General features: G+C 65.0%; 18 protein-coding genes and 1 pseudogene. 14 read left to right on the plus strand and 5 right to left on the minus strand.

Annotation, left to right across the window (positions count from 1 at the left end):
- Positions 1 to 434: pseudogene (algP, locus tag HMPREF2716_RS13805) on the plus strand (alginate regulator AlgP); the annotation flags it as partial.
- Here the strand turns inward: algP and HMPREF2716_RS13810 are convergent.
- Positions 431 to 910: a TIGR02444 family protein gene (locus HMPREF2716_RS13810; RefSeq protein WP_003099227.1), complete on the minus strand. Its 480-nt coding sequence runs from the start codon at positions 908 to 910 to the stop codon at positions 431 to 433. The pseudogene algP and the gene HMPREF2716_RS13810 overlap by 4 nt on opposite strands.
- A 45-nt stretch (positions 911 to 955) precedes the next feature.
- Between HMPREF2716_RS13810 and HMPREF2716_RS13815 the strand changes: the two genes are divergently transcribed.
- The 6 genes from HMPREF2716_RS13815 (at position 956) to HMPREF2716_RS13840 (ending at position 7,629) form a co-directional block, all read left to right on the plus strand.
- Positions 956 to 2,872, plus strand: a complete 1,917-nt coding sequence (locus HMPREF2716_RS13815; protein ID WP_003114037.1) for an ATP-binding cassette domain-containing protein — start codon at positions 956 to 958, stop codon at positions 2,870 to 2,872.
- Complete coding sequence (locus HMPREF2716_RS13820; RefSeq protein ID WP_003099225.1) at positions 2,872 to 3,450, plus strand: mechanosensitive ion channel family protein; 579 nt, start codon at positions 2,872 to 2,874, stop codon at positions 3,448 to 3,450. The genes HMPREF2716_RS13815 and HMPREF2716_RS13820 overlap by 1 nt, the downstream gene beginning before the upstream one ends.
- 6 nt (positions 3,451 to 3,456) lie before the next feature.
- On the plus strand, positions 3,457 to 4,215 hold the full coding sequence (locus HMPREF2716_RS13825) for a TerC family protein (protein WP_023518188.1): 759 nt from the start codon (positions 3,457 to 3,459) through the stop codon (positions 4,213 to 4,215).
- Between the two features lie 229 nt (positions 4,216 to 4,444).
- Positions 4,445 to 5,074, plus strand: a complete 630-nt coding sequence (locus tag HMPREF2716_RS13830; RefSeq protein ID WP_003096365.1) for a LysE family transporter — start codon at positions 4,445 to 4,447, stop codon at positions 5,072 to 5,074.
- A gap of 104 nt (positions 5,075 to 5,178) precedes the next feature.
- Positions 5,179 to 7,080, plus strand: a complete 1,902-nt coding sequence (locus HMPREF2716_RS13835; RefSeq protein WP_003123698.1) for a cytochrome c/FTR1 family iron permease — start codon at positions 5,179 to 5,181, stop codon at positions 7,078 to 7,080.
- A 66-nt stretch (positions 7,081 to 7,146) separates the two neighbouring features.
- Positions 7,147 to 7,629 carry a YaiI/YqxD family protein gene (locus tag HMPREF2716_RS13840; RefSeq protein WP_003099218.1) on the plus strand — a complete coding sequence of 161 codons (483 nt, stop codon included), beginning with the start codon at positions 7,147 to 7,149 and terminating at the stop codon, positions 7,627 to 7,629.
- Here HMPREF2716_RS13840 and HMPREF2716_RS13845 read toward each other — a convergent pair.
- The 3 genes from HMPREF2716_RS13845 to HMPREF2716_RS13855 form a co-directional block, all read right to left on the minus strand.
- Positions 7,614 to 8,087 carry a thioesterase family protein gene (locus tag HMPREF2716_RS13845; protein WP_003096359.1) on the minus strand — a complete coding sequence of 158 codons (474 nt, stop codon included), beginning with the start codon at positions 8,085 to 8,087 and terminating at the stop codon, positions 7,614 to 7,616. The two genes, HMPREF2716_RS13840 and HMPREF2716_RS13845, sit on opposite strands and share 16 nt — an antisense overlap.
- A 95-nt stretch (positions 8,088 to 8,182) precedes the next feature.
- Complete coding sequence (gene elbB, locus HMPREF2716_RS13850; RefSeq protein WP_019485031.1) at positions 8,183 to 8,851, minus strand: isoprenoid biosynthesis glyoxalase ElbB; 669 nt, start codon at positions 8,849 to 8,851, stop codon at positions 8,183 to 8,185.
- A gap of 164 nt (positions 8,852 to 9,015) precedes the next feature.
- Positions 9,016 to 9,606 (minus strand): DedA family protein, encoded by a 591-nt coding sequence (locus HMPREF2716_RS13855; protein ID WP_083318191.1) that lies wholly within the window; start codon positions 9,604 to 9,606, stop codon positions 9,016 to 9,018.
- Between the two features lie 244 nt (positions 9,607 to 9,850).
- Here HMPREF2716_RS13855 and hemB point away from each other — a divergent pair, with 244 nt between their 5' ends.
- Together hemB and ppk1 are read left to right on the plus strand one after the other, a co-directional pair.
- Positions 9,851 to 10,864 carry a porphobilinogen synthase gene (gene hemB, locus HMPREF2716_RS13860; RefSeq protein WP_016562473.1) on the plus strand — a complete coding sequence of 338 codons (1,014 nt, stop codon included), beginning with the start codon at positions 9,851 to 9,853 and terminating at the stop codon, positions 10,862 to 10,864.
- Between the two features lie 17 nt (positions 10,865 to 10,881).
- Positions 10,882 to 13,092 carry a polyphosphate kinase 1 gene (ppk1, locus tag HMPREF2716_RS13865; RefSeq protein ID WP_016254028.1) on the plus strand — a complete coding sequence of 737 codons (2,211 nt, stop codon included), beginning with the start codon at positions 10,882 to 10,884 and terminating at the stop codon, positions 13,090 to 13,092.
- On the opposite strand, the gene ppx is transcribed toward ppk1, so the two are convergent.
- On the minus strand, positions 13,079 to 14,584 hold the full coding sequence (gene ppx, locus HMPREF2716_RS13870; protein ID WP_003114040.1) for an exopolyphosphatase: 1,506 nt from the start codon (positions 14,582 to 14,584) through the stop codon (positions 13,079 to 13,081). The genes ppk1 and ppx overlap by 14 nt on opposite strands.
- A gap of 198 nt (positions 14,585 to 14,782) precedes the next feature.
- On the opposite strand from ppx, the gene trxA reads away from it, so the two are divergent.
- The 5 genes from trxA to HMPREF2716_RS28775 all read left to right on the plus strand — a co-directional run.
- Positions 14,783 to 15,109: a thioredoxin TrxA gene (gene trxA, locus HMPREF2716_RS13875; protein WP_003096336.1), complete on the plus strand. Its 327-nt coding sequence runs from the start codon at positions 14,783 to 14,785 to the stop codon at positions 15,107 to 15,109.
- A 244-nt stretch (positions 15,110 to 15,353) separates the two neighbouring features.
- Positions 15,354 to 16,613: a transcription termination factor Rho gene (rho, locus tag HMPREF2716_RS13880; RefSeq protein WP_003096334.1), complete on the plus strand. Its 1,260-nt coding sequence runs from the start codon at positions 15,354 to 15,356 to the stop codon at positions 16,611 to 16,613.
- Positions 16,614 to 16,683: 70 nt separating this feature from the next.
- A complete protein-coding gene (locus HMPREF2716_RS13885; RefSeq protein ID WP_016562472.1) occupies positions 16,684 to 18,672 on the plus strand; it encodes an acyltransferase family protein in 1,989 nt (662 codons plus the stop codon).
- Positions 18,673 to 18,750: 78 nt separating this feature from the next.
- Entirely contained in the window at positions 18,751 to 20,217 is a 1,467-nt protein-coding gene (gene ubiD, locus HMPREF2716_RS13890) for a 4-hydroxy-3-polyprenylbenzoate decarboxylase (RefSeq protein WP_003096332.1), read from the plus strand.
- On the plus strand, positions 20,139 to 20,370 hold a 232-nt coding region (locus HMPREF2716_RS28775; RefSeq protein ID WP_256548120.1), incomplete at its 3' end, for a 2Fe-2S iron-sulfur cluster-binding protein. The genes ubiD and HMPREF2716_RS28775, both read left to right, overlap by 79 nt.

A 20,370-nucleotide genomic window follows, 5' to 3' on the forward strand; every position in this document is an offset into this window, starting at 1 on the left:
CGAAAACCGCAGCCGCGAAGCCCGCAGCCAAGCCGGCGGCGAAGCCTGCGGCGAAAACCGCAGCCGCGAAGCCCGCCGCCAAGCCGGCGGCGAAGCCTGTCGCGAAACCGACGGCCAAGCCCGCGGCGAAAACCGCAGCCGCGAAGCCCGCAGCCAAGCCAGCTGCGAAGCTTGCGGCGAAACCGGCGGCCAAGCCTGTGGCGAAATCCGCGGCCGCGAAGCCTGCAGCCAAGCCGGCTGCGAAGCCTGCGGCGAAACCGGCGGCCAAGCCTGCGGCGAAACCCGTAGCCGCGAAACCTGCCGCAGCCAAGCCCGCCACCGCTCCTGCTGCGAAGCCTGCGGCGACTCCCAGCGCCCCGGCAGCCGCCTCCAGCGCTGCTTCGGCAACGCCTGCCGCGGGCAGCAACGGCGCCGCCCCGACCAGCGCCTCCTAAGGCGCTGTCTGCAAAGCCGCCGAGCCAAGCACCAGCAAAGCCCGGCGCTCTGCTTCCGTGCAGATGTCCCGGCTGCAGGCTTGCAGCCAGGCATCCGCACTGCGATTCGCTTCCTGGCCCTCCAGCCAGGCTGTGGCCAGGTCGGCCAGGCGTTGCAGGTGTTCCCGTTCCGCTCGTAGTTCCTGGGCCTTCATTTCCTCGCGGAGTTCGGCCAGGCAGGCGTCGTGGGTTGCCGCTTCGCGCCAGGCGCAACGCAATCTGCGCAGGGGTTCGATGACCGTTTCGCGCCAGGGACGCGCGGCGTTCTCCAGGATCTGGGCGCGTTCTTTCGAGCAGCTCACTCCGCGCCTGCCAAGCCAGGCGGCGACCAGCAACAGGCAGACGTCCGCACCTTGCTCCTGAAGCGCGAGGCAAGCCGTTTCCACGCCCGGCCGGGCATAGACGTCCACCGCGAATTTCCAGACATTTCCAGTCATACAGCCTCACGCTCCGCAAGGGCGAAACTGATAAACTCCGCCGCCATGATCCGACTCCTCAATCTTACGCTACAGCGCGGGCCGCAGCGCCTCCTGGAAGCTGCTGAACTGACCCTGCACGCCGGCCAGAAAGCCGGTCTCATCGGGGCCAATGGCGCTGGCAAGTCCAGCTTGTTCGCGCTGTTGCGCGGCCAGCTCGGGCAGGATGCCGGCGACTGCCTGTTGCCCGCCGACTGGCGCATCGCGCACATGCGCCAGGAGGTCGATACCCTGGATCGCCTGGCGGTGGATTACGTGCTCGACGGCGACAGTCGCCTGCGCGAGATCCAGGCGGCGCTGGCCGTCGCCGAAGCGGCGCACGACGGTTCTGCCCTGGCGCGCCTGCATACCGAGCTGGACAACGCCGACGGTTATACCGCCGATGCACGGGCGCGCAAGCTGCTGGCCGGGCTCGGCTTCAGCAGCGAGCAGATGGAGCGCCGGGTCGGTGATTTCTCCGGTGGTTGGAGGATGCGCCTGAACCTGGCGCAGGCGCTGATGTGCCCGTCCGACCTGCTGTTGCTCGACGAACCGACCAACCACCTCGACCTGGACGCCATCCTCTGGCTGGAAGAGTGGCTCAAGGGTTATCCCGGCACTCTGGTGCTGATCTCCCACGACCGCGACTTCCTCGATGCGGTGGTGGACCACGTGGTGCATCTGGAAAACCGCAAGCTGACCCTCTACCGCGGCGGCTATTCCGCTTTCGAGCGGACCCGCGCCGAGCGGCTGGCTCAGCAACAGCAGGCCTACGAGAAACAGCAGGCGCAGCGTGCGCACATGGAAAGCTTCATCGCCCGCTTCAAGGCCAAGGCCACCAAGGCGCGCCAGGCGCAGAGCCGGATCAAGGCGCTGGAGCGTCTAGAGGAACTGGCGCCGGCACATGTCGATTCGCCGTTCAATTTCAGTTTCCGCGAGTCGGACAAGATCTCCCGGCCGTTGCTGGATCTCGGCGAAGGCCGTCTCGGCTATGGCGACAAGGCGGTGCTGGAGAAGGTCAAGCTGCAACTGGTGCCCGGTGCGCGGATCGGCCTGCTCGGTCCCAACGGCGCCGGCAAGTCGACGCTGATCAAGACCCTGGCCGGGGACCTGCCCGAGCTGGGCGGCCGCCTGCTGCGCGGCGAGAACCTGGCCATCGGGTACTTCGCCCAGCACCAGCTCGATTCGCTGGATCCACAGGCCAGCCCGTTGCTACATCTGCAGCGTATCGCCCCCGGCGAGCGCGAACAGACCCTCAAGGACTTCCTCGGCGGCTTCGACTTCCGCGGCGTTCGGGTGGACGAGCCGGTATTGAACTTCTCCGGTGGCGAGAAAGCGCGCCTGGCCCTGGCGCTGATCGCCTGGCAGAAGCCCAACCTGCTGCTGCTCGACGAGCCGACCAACCACCTCGACCTGGAAATGCGCCTGGCCTTGACCATGGCTCTACAGGAGTTTTCCGGGGCGGTCCTGGTGGTTTCCCACGACCGGCACCTGCTCAAAAGCACCACCGATGAATTCCTCCTGGTCGCCGATGGGCGCGTGGTGCCGTTCGATGGCGATCTCGACGATTACGCCCGTTGGCTGGTCGACTATCGCGCGCGCAAGGCGCCGCAGGCCGAGACCGCGCCGGGTGCGCCGACCGAACGCACCGACAAGCGCGCCCAGCGCCAGGCAGCGGCCGCGCTGCGCCAGCAGCTGGCGCCGCACAAGCGCGAGGCCGACAAGCTGGAGCGCGAACTCGGCGGCCTGCACGAAAAGCTAGCCGCTATCGAGGCGCGGCTGGGCGACAGCGCCCTGTACGACGTATCGCGAAAGGACGAATTGCGCGAGTTGCTGTCCGAACAATCGAGCCTGAAGGTTCGCGAAGGCGAGCTGGAGGAACGTTGGCTGGAGGCCCTGGAAACCCTTGAAGCCCTGCAGAAAGAACTAGAGGCCAGTGAGTGATGGAAGACTTGCAGGTGTTGACGCAGACCTGGAGCGGGCCGCTGGTGGTGGCGATGCAGATCCTGCTCATCCTGCTGGTCGCCTGGCTGCTACAGCGCCTGGTCCGACGCACGGTAACCCGTATCGGCGAGCGTTATCCGGTGCCGCCGGAGCTGCTCCTGCCGCTGCGTGGGGGCCTGCGCTGGCTGATCATGGTCAGCGCACTGATCATGGTGCTGGAGCGCCTGGGCGTGTCCGCCGAAGTGCTGTGGACCGCGCTGACCGGTTTCGCCGCGGTGGCGGCGGTAGCCTTCTTCGCCATCTGGAGCGTGCTCTCCAACCTGTTCTGTGCGTTGCTGATCTTCACCGTCGGGCCGTTCCGCATCGGCGACCGCGTGGAGCTGATCGATAGCGCCGACAAACCGGGCGTCACCGGACGCGTGGTTGCCATCAATCTCTTGTATACGACACTGGAAGAAACCCTCGAGGATGGCTCGCCGGGCCCGCTGCTGCAGGTTCCCAACAGCCTGTTCTTCCAGAAAGCCGTGCGTCGCTGGCGTGGGCCAGGTTTTTCAACTCCAACAAAAAACGGGAAATAACCATCTATGGAATGGCTCGCCAGTCCTGAAATCTGGGTCGCGTTCCTGACCCTGACCGCCCTGGAAATCGTCCTCGGCATCGACAACATCATCTTCATCTCGATCCTGGTCGGGCGCCTGCCGCCGGCCCAGCAACCGAAGGCGCGCTTCTTCGGCCTGGCCCTGGCCATGGGCACGCGGATCCTGCTGTTGCTCTCGATCACCTGGGTCATGCGCCTGACCACCGACCTGTTCCACCTGTTCGGCCAGGGCATCTCCGGGCGTGACCTGATCCTCTTCTTCGGCGGCCTGTTCCTGCTGTTCAAGAGCACCATGGAGATCTACCACAGCCTGGAAGGCGCGGAAGAAGAGCAGAAGAGCGGCGGCAAGGTCCACGGCTTCATGGGCATCATCGTCCAGATCGCGATCATCGACATCATCTTCTCCCTGGACTCGGTGATCACCGCCGTCGGTCTGGTGCAGAACGTGCCGGTGATGGTCGCGGCGATCGTCATCTCGGTCGGCGTGATGATGCTGGCGGCAGGCACCATCAGCGACTTCATCGAGAAACACCCATCGCTGAAGATGCTCGCCCTGTCGTTCCTCATCGTGGTCGGAACCGTGCTGGTGGCCGAGTCCTTCGAAGTGCACGTGCCGAAAGGCTACGTCTACTTCGCCATGGCCTTCTCCCTGGCGGTGGAGGCGCTGAACATCCGCTTGCGCGGGGCCATGGCGCGCAAGCGCGGCGAAGAGCCGGTGAAGCTGCGCAAGGGTTCGCCGGACTGAGAGCGTTCGGGGCCAGGGCGAATAGCCGCATCGCGGTGGTCCGCCCAACATGGCTGAGCGCGTATCCTCGGGAAAGCCCGGCATCTGCCGGGTTTTTTCTGTCCGCCAGGTTGCGCCCGCAAAGGTTGGGCGAGGCGCGTGGTCGGAAAACCTGTGCGGCTGCTCCGCCTTGGTGCACACTGGCTTTTTCGTTCCCGCCGCCAGCCGCGTTCGCTTTCCGAGGTGTGCAATGCTCGTCAGTACCTGGTTCGCCTTCTTTCTCGCCTGCTGGGCCATCAGCCTGTCGCCGGGCGCCGGAGCCATCGCCTCGATGTCCTGCGGGTTGCAGTACGGCTTTGCGCGAGGCTACTGGAACGCGCTGGGCCTGCAGATCGGCCTGGCCCTGCAGATCGCCATCGTCGCCGCCGGCGTCGGTGCGTTGCTGGCGACCTCGGCACTGGCTTTCAGCCTGATCAAGTGGTTCGGCGTGGCCTACCTGGTTTACCTGGCGGTGCGCCAGTGGCAGGCGCCGCCACAGGCCTTGAGCACCGATGGCGAACGGCCTCTGGGGCGACCGTTGACCCTGGTGCTGCGTGGTTTCCTGGTCAACGCCAGCAATCCCAAGGCGGTGATCTTCATGCTCGCGGTGCTGCCGCAGTTCATCGACCCGCACCAGCCGCTGCTGGCGCAGTACCTGATCATGGGCGGCACCATGATCGTCGTCGACCTGATCGTCATGGCCGGCTACACCGGACTGGCTGCGCGCGTGCTACGCGTACTGCGTTCGCCGCGCCAGCAGAAGCTGGTGAACCGTACCTTCGCCAGCCTGTTCGTCGGCGCCGCGGGGCTGCTGGCGACGGTACGCCGAGCGCCGCTCTGAGCCGCCCGACACGCCGACGGGCGTGATTGTTACAGAGTATTTCTTGCATGGGCGGGAAGGCGAAGGGACAATTTAATCTCTTCCATTCTCACTTCGTCTTCGCCATGCACCCTCCGAAAATCCTGCTGTGGCTGCTGCCGCTGGTCTGCGCGTTCAGCCTTGGAGCTATTGCCGACACGGCCGTCGACCCCTCCCAAGCCTTGCATCTGTTGAGTTACCTGGCGGCCGACTATCCGCCGACCGTGGCTGACGGCAAGATCGTCGACCCCAGCGAATACCAGGAACAGGTGGAGTTCGTTGGCAACCTGCAGGCATTGGTCCTGACCCTGCCGATGCGCCCCGAGCGCGCCGAGCTGGAGAGGGGCGTCGCCAGCCTGCGCCAGGCCATCGAGCAGCGCTTGCCGGGAAGGGACGTGGCCCTCCAGGCGCGCAACCTCGAGGCACGGGTGGCGGATATCTACCAGGTGGTGCAGACCCCCGCGATCACCCCCGACCCGAGCCGCGCAGCGCCGATCTATGCCCAGCAGTGCGCGATCTGCCATGGCGATGCGGGCAAGGGCGACGGCCCCGCCGGCATCGGCTTGGAACCGCCGCCGGCGAACCTCACCGATCGCCAGCGCCTCGACCACCTGAGCCTCTACGACCTGCGTAACGTCATCGGCCTGGGCGTGGCTGGCACTGACATGCCGGCGTTCGCCGACCAGCTCGACGAACGCCAGCGCTGGGACCTGGCCAGCTATGTGGCCGGCCTGAGCGCCGGCAGTGCGCAGCCGGACAAGGCCCATGCCTACCCGCTGGCGACCCTGGCCACGCAGACTCCGGCCGAAGTCGCCGAGCACGACGGCGAGGCCGCTGCGGAGAGCTTCCGCGCCTTGCGTGCGCATCCGCCGCTGGAGCAGCGCGGTCCTGGGCAGTTGATCGACTATACCGCCGCCACCCTGGACAAGAGTTTCGCGGTCTATCGCGAAGGTGACCGCGACCAGGCCTACGACCTGTCGGTGGCGGCCTACCTGGAAGGCTTCGAGCTGGTGGAAAGCTCGCTGGACAACGTCGACGCCGATTTGCGCCGCTCCACCGAGAAGCAACTGATGGCCTACCGCCAGGCGTTGCGCGATGGCCTTCCGGAAACTCAGGTGGCGCAACAGCTGGAGCTGGCCAAGGGCAAGCTGGCGGAGGCCGCCAAGCAGCTTGGCGGCGACTCGCTGAGTTTCTCCATCAGTTTCGTTTCCGCCCTGTTGATCCTGTTGCGCGAAGGGGTAGAGGCAATCCTGGTGCTTGCCGCCATCCTCGCCTTCCTGCGCAATACCGGGCAGGAAAGTGCCGTGCGTGGCGTGCACGTCGGCTGGGGGCTGGCCTTCGTCGCCGGCTTCGCCACCTGGGCGTTGGCCGCCTATGTGATCGATATCGGCGGTGCCCAGCGCGAGCTGATGGAGGGCTTCACCTCGCTGTTCGCCTGCGTGATGGTGCTCTGGCTCGGCGTCTGGATGCACGACCGCCGCCACGCGGCAGCCTGGCAGGACTACATCCGCAGCAGCCTGGTGGGCGGTGGCGGACGCTTCGGCTTCGCAGTGCTGGCGTTCTTCTCGGTCTACCGCGAGTTGTTCGAGGTCATCCTGTTCTACGAAACCCTCTGGTTGCAGGCCGGACCGGCCGGGCACAATGCCGTGATCGGCGGCGCGGCGACCGCCGTGGTCCTGCTGATCGGCCTGGCCTGGGTGATCCTGCGTGGTTCGGCGAAACTGCCGCTGGGGTTGTTCTTCAGCATCAACGCGGCGTTGCTCTGTGCGCTCTCGGTGGTGTTCGCCGGACATGGCGTCATCGCCTTGCAGGAAGCCGGGGTGATCGGCACTCGTCCGGTCCCGTTCTTCGACTTCGACTGGCTGGGGATCAAGGCCGACGCCTATTCGCTGTCGGCCCAGGCCATGGCGCTGGTGGCCATCGCGCTGCTCTACGGACGTAGCCGGATCGTCGAGCGCCGGCGTGCGGCGGCCAACGCGGCCGACTGAGCGGGTTCGCGCAACCACGATGGCCAGTGCGATACTGGCCGTCGTCATTTCTACGGAAGTCCGTTCATGCGTATCTGGATCGATGCCGACGCCTGCCCCAAGGCGGCCAAGGAACTGGTCTGCAAGTTCGCCCTCAAGCGCAAGCTGGAAGTCTGGATGGTCGCCGGCCAGCCGCAGGTCAAGCCGCCGTTCGCCTGCGTGCGTCTGGTGGTGGTGGAAAGCGGGATGGATGCGGCTGACGATTACCTGGTGGAGCAGGCCGAGCCGGGCGACCTGGCGATCTGCAGCGACGTACCGCTGGCCGATCGGCTGATCAAGAAACAGGTTGCCGCCCTCGATCCTCGCGGCCGCGAGTTCGACGCGCGGAACATGGGCGATAAGCTGGCCATGCGCAACCTGATGGCCGACCTGCGTGACCAGGGGCAGATGGGCGGCGGCCAGGCGCCCTACGGTGAGCGTGACCGCCAGGCGTTCGCCAACGCCCTGGACCGCCTGCTCACCCGCCTGCAGCGGGAAGCCGATCTACGCGCGAGTCAGCCGCACAGATAGGTACCGGTACCGACGGCGACCAGCGTGCCGTCGTCGCTATGCAGTTCCGAGCGCACCACTGCGACCTTGTTGCCCGAGCGAAGCGGCACCGCATGGGCGGTGAACGTCCGGCCGCGTCCCGGGCGCAGGTAGTCGACGCGCAAGTCGATGGTGCCGAGTTTCGACAGCCGCGCCATGCGCTCGTGGCCTGGCAGTTCGCGATGCCGTTCGAGGGCGCCGATCAGGGCCATCGCTCCGCCGGTGACGTCGAGCAGGCTGGAGATCACCCCGCCGTGGAGAATGCCCTGGACGAAGTTGCCGATCAGTTCGTCCTTCATCGGCAGGTCGAGGACTACCCGCTCGCGGCCCAGGCTCGCCACGCGGATCCCGAGCATGCGGTTGAAGGGGATGCGCTGGAAGAAATCCGCCACCAGTTGGTGGACGTCGTCAGGCAGGGCGGGGGAGGGCGTTTCGCTCATCGCGGCGTCTCGATTCGATGGTTTCGAGACGCACGCTGGCGTAGCGGCACGGATTTGAAAAGGGCGGCGGCGCGACCGCCCTCGTGCTTGGCCGATCAGGCCTTGTCCTGGTCCACCAGTTCGAGCACCCGGTCGACCAGCTTGTTGATCCCGGAAGCGGCTTCGGCGATCGACTGGGCGAGCATGTAGGCCGGGGTGGTCACCAGCTTGCGCGCGCTGTCTTCGACGATCTCGTCCACCGGCGCGTCGATGTGCTCGGCACCCATCTGCTTCAGCGCGTCGGCGGTGTCGGCGTCGTTGCCGATGGTGCATTGGACGCCGGCGCCGTAGATCTTCGCCGCCATCGCCGGAGCGATGCAGATCAGCCCGACTGGCTTGCCGGCTTCGGCGAAAGCCTTGGCCAGCGCCAGCATGTCCGGCTGCACCTGGCATTGCGCGCCGTTGATGGCAAAGTCGCTGAGGTTCTTCGCAGCGCCGAAGCCACCGGGCACGATCAGCGCGTCGTAGTCCTCGGCGCGGGCTTCGCGCAGGTCCTTGACTTCGCCGCGGGCGATACGCGCGGACTCGACCAGGACATTGCGGCTTTCTGGCATTTCCTCGCCGGTCAGGTGGTTGACCACATGGTGCTGGGCGATGTTCGGCGCAAAGCATTGTGCCTCGGCGCCGCGCTGGCTGAGGCGGAGCAGGGTGATCACGCTTTCGTGGATTTCCGCGCCATCGTAGACGCCACAACCGGAGAGGATGACGGCAACTTTCTTGTGCATGAGGCTTACTCCTTGGGAACGCAGGATCCGGACCGGACGGGCCTGGCCGGGGTCGGTATCGCGCAAGCATAGCGAGCCGCCGGCCCCGGCGGCCAGCCGGAGCGGAGGGTACAAGGAGTTGGAGTGTGCGAAGGGGCCGGCTGTTCAGTCGCGCCGGCGCGGGTTCACTCGGATTTATCGGCGTTGCCGCCCGCGCCGTTGCCGCGCGGTGTCTTGAAACGCCGCCATAGCCAGAGCAGCAGGCCCAGCACGATCAGGCCGCCGAGGACCATGAGTTCGTATTTCTTGATGTTGCCGAGCATGCCTTCCAGTACGCTGCCGAAATAGTAGGCGGCGGAGCCCAGCGCGGCGGCCCAGACGATGGCGCCGATGCCGTTGAGAAGAAGATAGCGGGCCGGTGGATAGCCGGACAGGCCGATGGCCACCAGCATCACCGTACGCAGGCCGTAGACGAAGCGGAAACTCAGCACCCACAGGTCAGGATGGCGGCGCACATGGTCCAGCGCCTTGTCGCCGAGCTTCTGCCAGCGCGGCTTGCGCGCCAGCAACCGGCGGCCGTGGCGGCGTCCGAGGAAGTACCAGAGTTGGTCACCGGCGTAGCTGCCGAGGAAGGCGGTGAGAATCACGGTATCCAGCTGCATGTAGCCGCGGAAGGCAAGGAACCCGGCCAGCACGAGAATGGTTTCGCCCTCGAAGAAAGTACCGAGAAAAAGGGCGAAATAGCCGAAGTCCTGCAGGAATTGTTGGAGCATCATCGGGGCAGCGAAGCGAAATGAACGCGCAGCCTAACTCGGTTGAGGGCGTGGGGAAAGCGCGATCGTCACGGCCCAGGTCATTGATTGTGCAATGAATGGCCTTTGCCGCTGGCTTTTTGCGATGATTGGCGGTGCGGCAGGATGCCGCGACCTTGAGTCACTGTCGTCGCTTGTTGCCAATCCGTCATAATCAGGGACTATAACTGTCACACTGTGCCCGTTATCTGGGCCCTGGAGTAAAACCGTGAGCTTCACTCCCGCCAACCGCGCCTATCCCTACACCCGCCTGCGGCGCAATCGCCGCGATGACTTCTCCCGCCGCCTGGTCCGCGAGAATGTCCTCACCGTCGACGACCTGATCCTGCCGGTGTTCGTCCTCGATGGGGTCAACCAGCGTGAAAGCATTCCGTCGATGCCCGGCGTCGAGCGCCTGTCCATCGACCAGTTGCTGATCGAGGCGGAAGAGTGGGTGGCCCTGGGCATTCCGGCGCTGGCGCTGTTCCCGGTGACCCCGGTGGAGAAGAAGTCCCTGGACGCCGCCGAGGCATACAACCCGGAAGGCATCGCCCAGCGCGCCACCCGCGCCCTGCGCGAGCGCTTTCCGGAGCTGGGCATCATCACCGACGTGGCGCTCGACCCGTTCACCACCCATGGCCAGGACGGCATCCTGGATGACGATGGCTACGTCCTCAACGACGTCAGCATCGACGTGCTGGTACGGCAGGCGCTGTCCCACGCCGAGGCCGGCGCCCAGGTGGTAGCGCCCTCGGACATGATGGACGGTCGCATCGGTGCGATCCGCGAGGCCCTGGAGTCTGCCGGCCACACCAATGTGCGGATCATGGCCTACTCGGCCAAGTACGCCAGCGCCTACTACGGTCCGTTCCGCGATGCGGTCGGCTCGGCTTCGAACCTCGGCAGGGGCAACAAGGCCACCTACCAGATGGATCCGGCGAACAGCGACGAGGCACTTCACGAAGTGGCCGCCGACCTGGCCGAAGGCGCCGACATGGTGATGGTCAAGCCGGGCATGCCCTACCTCGACATCGTGCGTCGGGTGAAGGATGAATTCCGCGCCCCGACCTTTGTCTACCAGGTCAGCGGCGAGTATGCGATGCACATGGGCGCCATCCAGAACGGCTGGCTGGCCGAATCGGTGATCCTCGAGTCCCTTACCGCCTTCAAACGTGCCGGCGCCGATGGCATTCTGACCTACTTCGCCAAGCAGGCCGCAGAACAATTAAGACGGGGGCGTTGACCCCCTCGGGAAGATGAATGAATACGCAGCAAGGACTTGATGAGATCGAACGTATCGCCGCCGACGAAACCGTAGTGGCGAACGTGGAAAGCGAAGCAGAAGTGAAGATGGCCGAAACGATCCCGGTGGAAACGCCACCTGTGGTGGTTCCCAGCGTGGATGACAGCAGCCTGTACATTCATCGCGAGCTCTCCCAGTTGCAGTTCAACATCCGCGTGCTGGAGCAGGCGCTGGACGAGTCCTACCCGCTCCTGGAGCGGCTGAAGTTCCTCCTCATCTTCTCGAGCAACCTCGACGAATTCTTCGAGATCCGCATCGCCGGCCTGAAGAAGCAGATCACCTTCGCCCGCGAGCAGGCCGGCGCCGACGGCCTGCTGCCGCACCAGGCACTGGCGCGGATCAGCGAGCTGGTCCACGAGCAGGTGTCGCGGCAGTACCGGATCCTCAACGAGACCCTGTTGCCGGAGCTGGCCAAGCACCAGATCCGCTTCATCCGCCGGCGTCACTGGACGCTGAAGATCAAGACCTGGGTGCGGCGCTTCTTCCGCGACGAGATCGCGCCGATCATCACCCCGATCGGCCTCGACCCGACCCACCCGTTCCCGCTGCTGGTGAACAAGAGCCTCAACTTCATCGTCGAGCTGGAGGGGATGGATGCCTTCGGCCGCGACTCCGGCCTGGCGATCATCCCGGCGCCGCGCCTGCTGCCACGGATCATCAGGCTGCCGGAAGACGTTGGCGGCGAGGGCGACAACTACGTGTTCCTGTCGTCGATGATCCACGCCCACGCCGACGACCTGTTCCCCGGCATGAAGGTGAAGGGCTGCTACCAGTTCCGCCTGACCCGCAACGCCGACCTGTCGGTGGACACCGAGGATGTCGAGGACCTGGCCCGCGCGCTGCGCGGCGAGCTGTTCTCGCGTCGCTACGGGGATGCGGTACGCCTGGAGGTGGTGGATACCTGCCCGCAGAACCTGACCAACTACCTGCTCAAGCAGTTCGGCCTGTCCGAAAGCGAGTTGTACAAGGTCAGCGGCCCGGTCAACCTGACCCGCCTGTTCAGCGTCACCGGCCTGGAAAGCCATCCGGAGCTGCAGTACCCGCCCTTCACCCCGGCGATCCCGCGTCTTTTGCAGAAGAAGGAAAACCTCTTCAACGTCCTCAGCAAGCTCGACGTGTTGCTGATGCACCCGTTCGAGTCCTTCACCCCGGTGATCGACCTGCTGCGCCAGGCCGCCAAGGATCCGAACGTGCTGGCGATCAAGCAGACCCTGTACCGCAGCGGCGCCAACTCTGAGATCGTCGACGCCCTGGTCGAGGCGGCACGCAACGGCAAGGAGGTCACCGCGGTGATCGAGCTGCGCGCCCGCTTCGACGAAGAGTCCAACCTGCAACTGGCCAGCCGCCTGCAACAGGCCGGCGCGGTGGTGATCTACGGCGTGGTCGGCTTCAAGACCCACGCCAAGATGATGCTGATCCTCCGTCGCGAGGACGGCGAACTGCGCCGCTACGCGCACCTGGGCACCGGCAACTACCATGCCGGCAACGCTCGCCTGTACACCGACTACAGCCTGCTGACCGCCGACGTGGCGCTCTGCGAGGACCTGCACAAGCTGTTCAACCAACTGATCGGGATGGGCAAGACGCTGCGCATGAAGAAGCTGTTGCATGCGCCGTTCACCCTGAAGAAGAACCTGCTGGAAATGATCAACCGCGAGGCGGCCCAGGCGGCGCTCGGCCAGCCTGCGCACATCATGGCCAAGGTCAACTCGCTGACCGATCCGAAGGTCATCCGCGCCCTGTACAAGGCCAGCCAGGCCGGGGTCAGGATCGACCTAGTGGTGCGTGGCATGTGCTGCCTGCGGCCGGGCATCCCGGGGGTCTCGCACAATATCCACGTGCGCTCGATTATCGGGCGCTTCCTCGAGCACAGCCGCATCTACTACTTCCTCAACGGCGGCGACGAGAAGCTCTATCTCTCCAGCGCCGACTGGATGGAGCGCAACCTCGACATGCGCGTCGAGACCTGCTTCCCGGTGGAAGGCAAGAAGCTGGTGCAGCGGGTTAAGAAGGAACTGGAAACGTACCTGACCGACAACACCCAGGCCTGGGTGTTGCAGGCCGACGGTAGCTACCAGCGGCTCAGTCCCACCGGTAACCAGAACCCCCGCAATACCCAGGCGACCCTGCTGGAGAAGCTGGCCGCGCCGGTGCTTACCGCACGTTGAGGCTGTAGCCGACCCGCTTGAGCCATTCGGCTTCCTGGGCGAAGTCGGCCTGGGTCAGCGGGTTGGCTTCCAGCCAGCCCTCGGGGAAGGTCACCGAAAGGCTCTTGGGCTCTGCCTTCAGACGCACCGAGGGCATTTCCTGGGTGCCGCGAATGTGGTGGAAGAGGATCGCGAAGCGCAGCACGATGCACAGGCGTACCAGCTTGTCGCCTTCCTCGGCGAACTCCGCCAGCTTGTCCGCCGGAATGTTGCGGCGGTGGCCGCGTACCAGTAGCGACAGCATCTGCTGGTCCTGGCGCGAGAAGCCAGCCAGGTCGGAGTGCTCGATCAGGTAGGCGCCGTGCTTGTGGTAGTGGTAATGGGCGATGTCCAGGCCGATCTCGTGGACCCGTGCGCCCCAGCTCAGCAGGTCGCGGTGCAGTTCGCCGTTCAGCTCCCAGGCGTCGCCGACTTCGGCAAGCACCTTGAGGGCCTTGGCCTCCACCCGCGAAGCCTGCTCCGGATCGACGTGGTAGCGCTGCATCAGCGAGCTGATGGTGCGTTCGCGCACGTCCTCGTGCTGGTGACGGCCGACCAGGTCGTAGAGAACGCCTTCGCGCAGGGCGCCCTCGGAGTGAACCATCTGTTCCAGTTCCAGCGCGTCGAAGATCGCTTCGAGAATGGCCAGTCCGGCCGGGAAGATGGTCCGGCGGTCCGGCTTGATCCCTTCCAGATCGAGCTTCTCCACGTCGCCGAGCTTGAGCACCTTGCGCTTCAGCCAGGCCAGTCCGTCCGGGCTTATCTCGCCGTTGCCGTGGCCGCCGGCCTTGATCGCCAGCGCCACTGCGCGGATGGTGCCGGAGGCGCCGACCGCCTGTTGCCAGCCGAGGCGCCGCAGGCTGTTCTCGATGCCCATCAGTTCCAGGCGTGCGGCGGTGTACGCCTGGGCGTAGCGGGCCGGGGTGATCTTGCCGTCGCGGAAGTAGCGTTGGGTGTAGCTGACGCAACCCATCTGCAGGCTTTCCCGCAGCTCGGACTCGAAACCCTGGCCGATGATGAACTCGGTGCTGCCGCCGCCGATGTCGCTGACCAGCCGGCGACCGCCGCTGTCGGGCATGCTGTTGGCGACGCCGAGGTAGATCAGGCGGGCTTCCTCGCGGCCGGAGATGACTTCCACGGGATGGCCGAGAACCTCTTCCGCACGACGGATGAAATCGCTGCGGTTGCGCGCCTCGCGCAAGGCGTTGGTCGCGACCACGCGTACGGAACCCTGGGGCATGCCGCTGATGAACTGGGCGAAGCGGCGCAGGCAGTCGAGGCCGCGCTGGGTGGCCTCTTCGCTGAGATTGCGCTCCTCGTCGAGGCCGGCGGCCAGTTGGACCTTCTCGCCCAGCCGTTCGAGGATGCGGACTTCGCCGTGGATATTGGCCTTGGCCAGACAGAGGTGGAAACTGTTGGAGCCCAGGTCCAGGGCGGCAATCAGCGGGAATGCCTCGGCAGGTTTTTGCGGCATGCTTTGCAAGTCCATTGGAAAACTGCGCCATCCTGCCACGATAGGGCGAGGGTCGCCAATGCGGCAGCCGATCAATCGGGAATCAGCCGACCAACGATAGAGACTCTCAATCGGCTGCGCCTTCCGGCGAGGGTCAAGGCGGGATATGATGGTCGGCACTTTCGCGTTTCAATTCGCGTCCGACTACGGAGAGATTTCATGAGCGAACATATCGTCAACGTTACTGATGCCAGCTTCGAGCAGGACGTGCTGAAGGCCGACGGCCCTGTGCTGGTGGACTACTGGGCCGAGTGGTGCGGTCCGTGCAAGATGATCGCGCCGGTGCTGGACGAAGTCGCCAGGGACTATCAGGGCAAGCTGAAGGTCTGCAAGCTGAACATCGACGAGAACCAGGATACCCCGCCGAAATACGGCGTGCGTGGCATCCCTACCCTGATGCTGTTCAAGGACGGCAATGTCGAGGCGACCAAGGTCGGCGCACTGTCCAAGTCGCAGCTGGCGGCCTTCCTCGACGCCAATATCTGAGCCGGGCCCAGGCCTCGCTGGAAAGCCCCGCGATTCGCGGGGCTTTTTTTTGCGTTTCTATAGACGCCACGCGGCCACGGTGTTAAATTCGGGTTCGCGACGTTTTTTCCGTCGCCTTCTGCATGCCGTCCCGGACGCACTTCCTACTCGAACTTTCTAGCGCTCCTGTCGCCCCCTTGCGACACGGCTTTCCCAAGCTCGACGCTTTCTCCAATTCCTCTTTCTGCGTACCTATCTCTTTCCTATGAATCTGACCGAACTCAAGCAAAAGCCGATTGCCGAACTGCTGGAAATGTCCGATGCCATGGGCCTGGAAAACATGGCCCGTTCGCGCAAGCAGGACATCATCTTCGCCCTGCTGAAGAAGCACGCGAAAAGTGGTGAAGAGATCTCCGGCGATGGCGTGCTGGAGATTCTTCAGGACGGCTTCGGCTTCCTGCGCTCCGCCGACTCTTCCTACCTGGCCGGCCCCGACGACATCTATGTCTCGCCGAGCCAGATCCGGCGCTTCAACCTGCGCACGGGCGACACCATCATCGGCAAGATCCGGCCGCCGAAAGAGGGCGAGCGTTACTTCGCCCTGCTCAAGGTCGACTCGATCAACTTCGATCGTCCGGAGAATGCGAAGAACAAGATTCTCTTCGAGAACCTGACGCCGCTGTTCCCCAACGAGCGGATGAAGATGGAAGCCGGCAACGGCTCCACCGAAGACCTGACCGGCCGCGTCATCGATCTCTGCGCGCCGATCGGCAAGGGCCAGCGCGGCCTGATCGTGGCGCCGCCGAAGGCGGGCAAGACCATCATGCTGCAGAACATCGCCAGCAACATCACCCGCAACAACCCCGAATGCCACCTGATCGTCCTGCTGATCGACGAGCGCCCTGAGGAAGTGACCGAAATGCAGCGCACCGTGCGCGGCGAAGTGGTCGCCTCGACCTTTGACGAACCGCCGACCCGTCACGTACAGGTCGCCGAGATGGTGATCGAGAAGGCCAAGCGCCTGGTCGAGCACAAGAAGGACGTGGTCATCCTGCTCGACTCCATCACCCGTCTGGCGCGGGCCTACAACACCGTGATCCCCAGCTCCGGCAAGGTGCTCACCGGCGGTGTCGACGCCCATGCCCTGGAGAAGCCGAAGCGCTTCTTCGGCGCCGCGCGGAACATCGAAGAGGGCGGTTCTCTTACGATTCTCGCCACGGCGTTGGTGGAAACCGGCTCGAAGATGGACGAGGTGATCTACGAGGAATTCAAGGGTACCGGCAACATGGAACTCCCATTGGATCGCAAGATCGCCGAGAAGCGCGTGTTCCCGGCCATCAACATCAACCGTTCGGGTACCCGCCGCGAAGAGCTGCTGACCAGCGAGGACGAGCTCCAGCGCATGTGGATCCTGCGCAAGATCCTGCACCCGATGGACGAGATCTCCGCGATCGAATTCCTCATCGACAAGCTCAAGCAGACCAAGACCAACGATGAGTTCTTCGATTCGATGAAACGGAAGTAGTCTTCCAGGGAATTGAAGAAGGCGCTCCGGTTTGACCGGAGCGCCTTTTTTCATGCCTGGAGAAAAATAGATGTCGAGTCTGCCTTATCGAAGAGATATCGATGGATTGCGCGCACTGGCCATCTTGCCGGTGGTGTTCTATCACTTGGGCTTGGGCGGTTTCACCGGCGGGTATGTCGGCGTCGATGTCTTTCTGGTGATTTCCGGCTACCTGATCACTTCGATCATCCGGCGCGATCGGCAGGCCGGGCGTTTCAGCTTCGTCGATTTCTGGGCTCGCCGGGCGCGACGCATCCTCCCCGCTTTATTCGTTATGATGGCCGTCAGCCTGGCGGCCGGCTGGTTCCTGATGGAGCCGCGGGACTACGAGCAACTGGGTCGTGCGGTGCGTTACCAGACGATGTTCGCCTCGAACATCCTGTTCTGGAAGCAGGATGGCTATTTCGACGCCGCGTCCGAATTCAAGCCGCTATTGCATACCTGGTCGTTGTCGGTGGAAGAGCAGTTCTACATTCTCTTCCCCCTACTGCTGGCCGCGATCTCCGGGCGCCTGCTGCGCTGGCGGCTCGCCATCCTCCTCGCGGTCCTGGCGCTATCGCTGGCGGCCAGCGTCTGGGCGGTGAGCCAGCGACCTGGCAGTGCATTCTTCCTCCTGCCGATGCGCGCCTGGGAACTCCTGGCGGGTGCCGCGCTGGCGTTGCTGCCGGGCGCTAGCCGCGGTCATTCGCAGTGGTCCCTGCAACTGGCGGCCACCCTCGGCATAGCGGCGATTCTCCTGCCGGTGTTCTTCTACGACAGCGACACTCCTTTCCCCGGCCTCGCGGCGCTGCCGGCGGTGCTTGGCACCGCCCTGCTGATCTGGGCCAACGGCGCCGGCGACACCTGGGTTCGCCGCCTGCTGGGCTGGCAACCGCTGGTCTGGTTCGGTCTGATCTCCTATTCGCTGTACCTCTGGCACTGGCCGCTGTACGTCTTCGTCCAGTACCACGCACTGGAAACCCTGGGCCTGCCGGCACGCCTGGGGTTGCTGGCGGCGAGCATCGGCCTGGCGGCACTGTCGCTGTACTACGTCGAGGCACCGTTCCGCGAGCGCAAGCTGTTCGCCGGGCGCCGGCAGATGCTTGGCGCGGCGCTGTGCAGCTTGCTGCTGCTGGGAGTCATCGGCCAGTTGGTGCGGCATTACGACGGCGTGCCGTCGCGTCTTTCCGAGGAAGCCTTGCGTTATGCCAAGGCGTCCAAATGGCGCGATGGGCAGACCGACTGCATGTTCGACAAGAAGGCGCTCAGTCAGGAAAGCATCTGCCGCTTCCCGGCGGAACTGGCTGCCGAACGACCGCTGCTGGTCAGTTGGGGCGACAGCCATTCCGCGGCGTTGAGCCCGCTGCTGCGCGAACTGGCTACCAGTCGCCGACTGCCGATCTGGCAGGCTTCGCTGGCGGGCTGTCCGCCGTTGCTGGGGATGCTGGAAAAGGACACTTGCCTGCGTTTCAACCAGCAGATGCTCGAGTTCGTCGAACAGCAGCGGCCGGGCGGGGTGATCCTCGCCGGGCGCTGGGACATGTATATATACGGCGACTCGCAGGACGGTACCCGCAACATTCTCCGCGAGCCGGACGACACGCCGGACAGCTCGATCGCCGAGGCGCTGCTGCGGCAACGCCTGAGCGGGATGATCGAAAGGCTGAACGCGGCCGACGTACATGTCTGGCTGGTCAAGGACGTACCGCTGCTGCCATTCAAGGCACCGGCGCGGCTGGTGCGGCTGAGTCTGAGCGGGGAGGATGTCGGGCGCGCACGTTTTCCCTTCGCTGAGCACGCTGCGCGCGTCGCCTACGTGAATGCGCTGTTCGATGCGTTGGCCGAAGGCAACCCGCGGGTGAGCGTGCTCGACCCCTCCAGCGTGCTCTGCGATGGCCTGGATTGTTTCGCCGAACGTGATGGCTGGTCGCTGTACATGGATAACAACCACCTTTCGACCCAGGGGGCCCATGAACTCGGGCCTTTGTTCGAGCCGATGCTACAGAGCCTCGACGACTCGAGGATCGCCAGCCAGCAGTGACCGAATGCCGCGTTTGCCTGCTGCCGGATGGGCCGGGAGCAGGTAGGATGTGGGGTCTTGCAGTGAATGGTTAGGCCAATGACGTTCAAGGATCTCCGCGATTTCATCGCCCAGCTGGAGCAGCGCGGTGCGTTGAAGCGCATCCAGGTGCCGATTTCCCCCGTGCTCGAGATGACCGAGGTGTGCGACCGCACGTTGCGCGCCAAGGGCCCGGCATTGCTGTTCGAAAAGCCGACCGGCTTCGACATGCCGGTGCTCGGCAACCTGTTCGGTACGCCGGAGCGCGTGGCGCTGGGCATGGGCGCCGAGGACGTCGGCGCACTGCGCGAGATCGGCAAGCTGCTGGCGCAACTCAAGGAGCCCGAGCCGCCGAAGGGCCTCAAGGACGCCTGGGCCAAGCTGCCGATGTACAGGAAGGTCCTGTCCATGGCGCCGAAGGTGCTCAAGGACGCCCCCTGCCAGGAAGTGGTCGAGGAGGGCGAGGACGTCGACCTCGGCCGGCTGCCGGTCCAGACCTGCTGGCCGGGCGATGTCGGGCCGCTGATCACCTGGGGCCTGACCGTTACCCGCGGGCCGAACAAGGAACGGCAGAACCTGGGCATCTACCGCCAGCAGGTGATCGGCCGCAACAAGGTGATCATGCGCTGGCTCAGCCATCGCGGCGGCGCACTGGACTACCGCGAGTGGTGCCAGAAGCATCCGGGCCAGCCCTATCCGGTAGCCGTGGCGCTGGGCGCCGATCCGGCGACCATCCTCGGTGCGGTGACGCCGGTGCCGGACACCCTTTCCGAATACGCTTTCGCCGGCCTGTTGCGCGGGCATCGTACCGAGCTGGTCAAGTGTCGCGGGAGCGACTTGCAGGTGCCGGCCAGCGCCGAGATCGTCCTCGAAGGGGTGATCCACCCCGGCGAGATGGCCGACGAAGGTCCCTATGGCGATCACACCGGCTACTACAACGAGGTCGATCGCTTCCCGGTGTTCACCGTCGAGCGCGTCACCCGCCGGCAGAAACCGATCTACCACAGCACCTACACCGGGCGTCCGCCGGACGAGCCGGCGATCCTCGGGGTGGCGCTGAACGAAGTGTTCGTGCCGATCCTGCAGAAGCAGTTCCCGGAAATCGTCGATTTCTACCTGCCGCCGGAAGGTTGTTCCTACCGGATGGCGGTGGTGACCATGAAGAAGCAGTACCCAGGGCACGCCAAGCGCGTGATGCTCGGGGTCTGGTCGTTCCTGCGGCAGTTCATGTACACCAAGTTCGTCATCGTCACCGACGATGACATCGATGCGCGCGACTGGAACGATGTGATCTGGGCCATCACCACGCGGATGGACCCCAAGCGCGACACGGTGATGATCGACAACACGCCCATCGACTACCTCGACTTCGCCTCGCCGGTTTCCGGCCTCGGCTCGAAGATGGGGCTTGATGCCACCCACAAGTGGCCGGGCGAGACCAGCCGCGAATGGGGGCGCGCCATCGTCAAGGACGAAGCGGTGACACGGCGCATCGACGCGCTCTGGTCGAGCCTCGGGATCGACTGATGCGTATCGTCCTGCAACCGTCCGGCGCCTGCCTCGAGCTGCTGCCGGGGGAACGCATCCTCGATGGCGCCCGGCGGCTTGGCTACGACTGTCCGCAGAGCTGCCGCAACGGCAACTGCCATATCTGCGCGGCGCTGCTGGTGGAGGGGCGGG

This window comes from Pseudomonas sp. HMSC076A11, from assembly GCF_001810205.1.
Lineage (GTDB): Bacteria > Pseudomonadota > Gammaproteobacteria > Pseudomonadales > Pseudomonadaceae > Pseudomonas > Pseudomonas aeruginosa.

Excerpts from the sequence above, each read along its gene's own strand:
- ppk1 (WP_016254028.1), top strand. The coding sequence starts at position 10,882 with ATGAATACGCAGCAAGGACTTGATGAGATCGAACGTATCGCCGCCGAC.
- HMPREF2716_RS13825 (WP_023518188.1), top strand. The coding sequence starts at position 3,457 with ATGGAATGGCTCGCCAGTCCTGAAATCTGGGTCGCGTTCCTGACCCTG.
- HMPREF2716_RS13810 (WP_003099227.1), bottom strand. The coding sequence starts at position 910 with ATGACTGGAAATGTCTGGAAATTCGCGGTGGACGTCTATGCCCGGCCG.
- rho (WP_003096334.1), top strand. The coding sequence starts at position 15,354 with ATGAATCTGACCGAACTCAAGCAAAAGCCGATTGCCGAACTGCTGGAA.
- HMPREF2716_RS13830 (WP_003096365.1), top strand. The coding sequence starts at position 4,445 with ATGCTCGTCAGTACCTGGTTCGCCTTCTTTCTCGCCTGCTGGGCCATC.
- HMPREF2716_RS13845 (WP_003096359.1), bottom strand. The coding sequence starts at position 8,087 with ATGAGCGAAACGCCCTCCCCCGCCCTGCCTGACGACGTCCACCAACTG.
- HMPREF2716_RS13835 (WP_003123698.1), top strand. The coding sequence starts at position 5,179 with ATGCACCCTCCGAAAATCCTGCTGTGGCTGCTGCCGCTGGTCTGCGCG.
- ubiD (WP_003096332.1), top strand. The coding sequence starts at position 18,751 with ATGACGTTCAAGGATCTCCGCGATTTCATCGCCCAGCTGGAGCAGCGC.
- elbB (WP_019485031.1), bottom strand. The coding sequence starts at position 8,851 with ATGCACAAGAAAGTTGCCGTCATCCTCTCCGGTTGTGGCGTCTACGAT.
- HMPREF2716_RS13840 (WP_003099218.1), top strand. The coding sequence starts at position 7,147 with ATGCGTATCTGGATCGATGCCGACGCCTGCCCCAAGGCGGCCAAGGAA.
- ppx (WP_003114040.1), bottom strand. The coding sequence starts at position 14,584 with ATGCCGCAAAAACCTGCCGAGGCATTCCCGCTGATTGCCGCCCTGGAC.
- HMPREF2716_RS13885 (WP_016562472.1), top strand. The coding sequence starts at position 16,684 with ATGTCGAGTCTGCCTTATCGAAGAGATATCGATGGATTGCGCGCACTG.
- HMPREF2716_RS13815 (WP_003114037.1), top strand. The coding sequence starts at position 956 with ATGATCCGACTCCTCAATCTTACGCTACAGCGCGGGCCGCAGCGCCTC.
- HMPREF2716_RS13855 (WP_083318191.1), bottom strand. The coding sequence starts at position 9,606 with ATGATGCTCCAACAATTCCTGCAGGACTTCGGCTATTTCGCCCTTTTT.
- HMPREF2716_RS13820 (WP_003099225.1), top strand. The coding sequence starts at position 2,872 with ATGGAAGACTTGCAGGTGTTGACGCAGACCTGGAGCGGGCCGCTGGTG.
- trxA (WP_003096336.1), top strand. The coding sequence starts at position 14,783 with ATGAGCGAACATATCGTCAACGTTACTGATGCCAGCTTCGAGCAGGAC.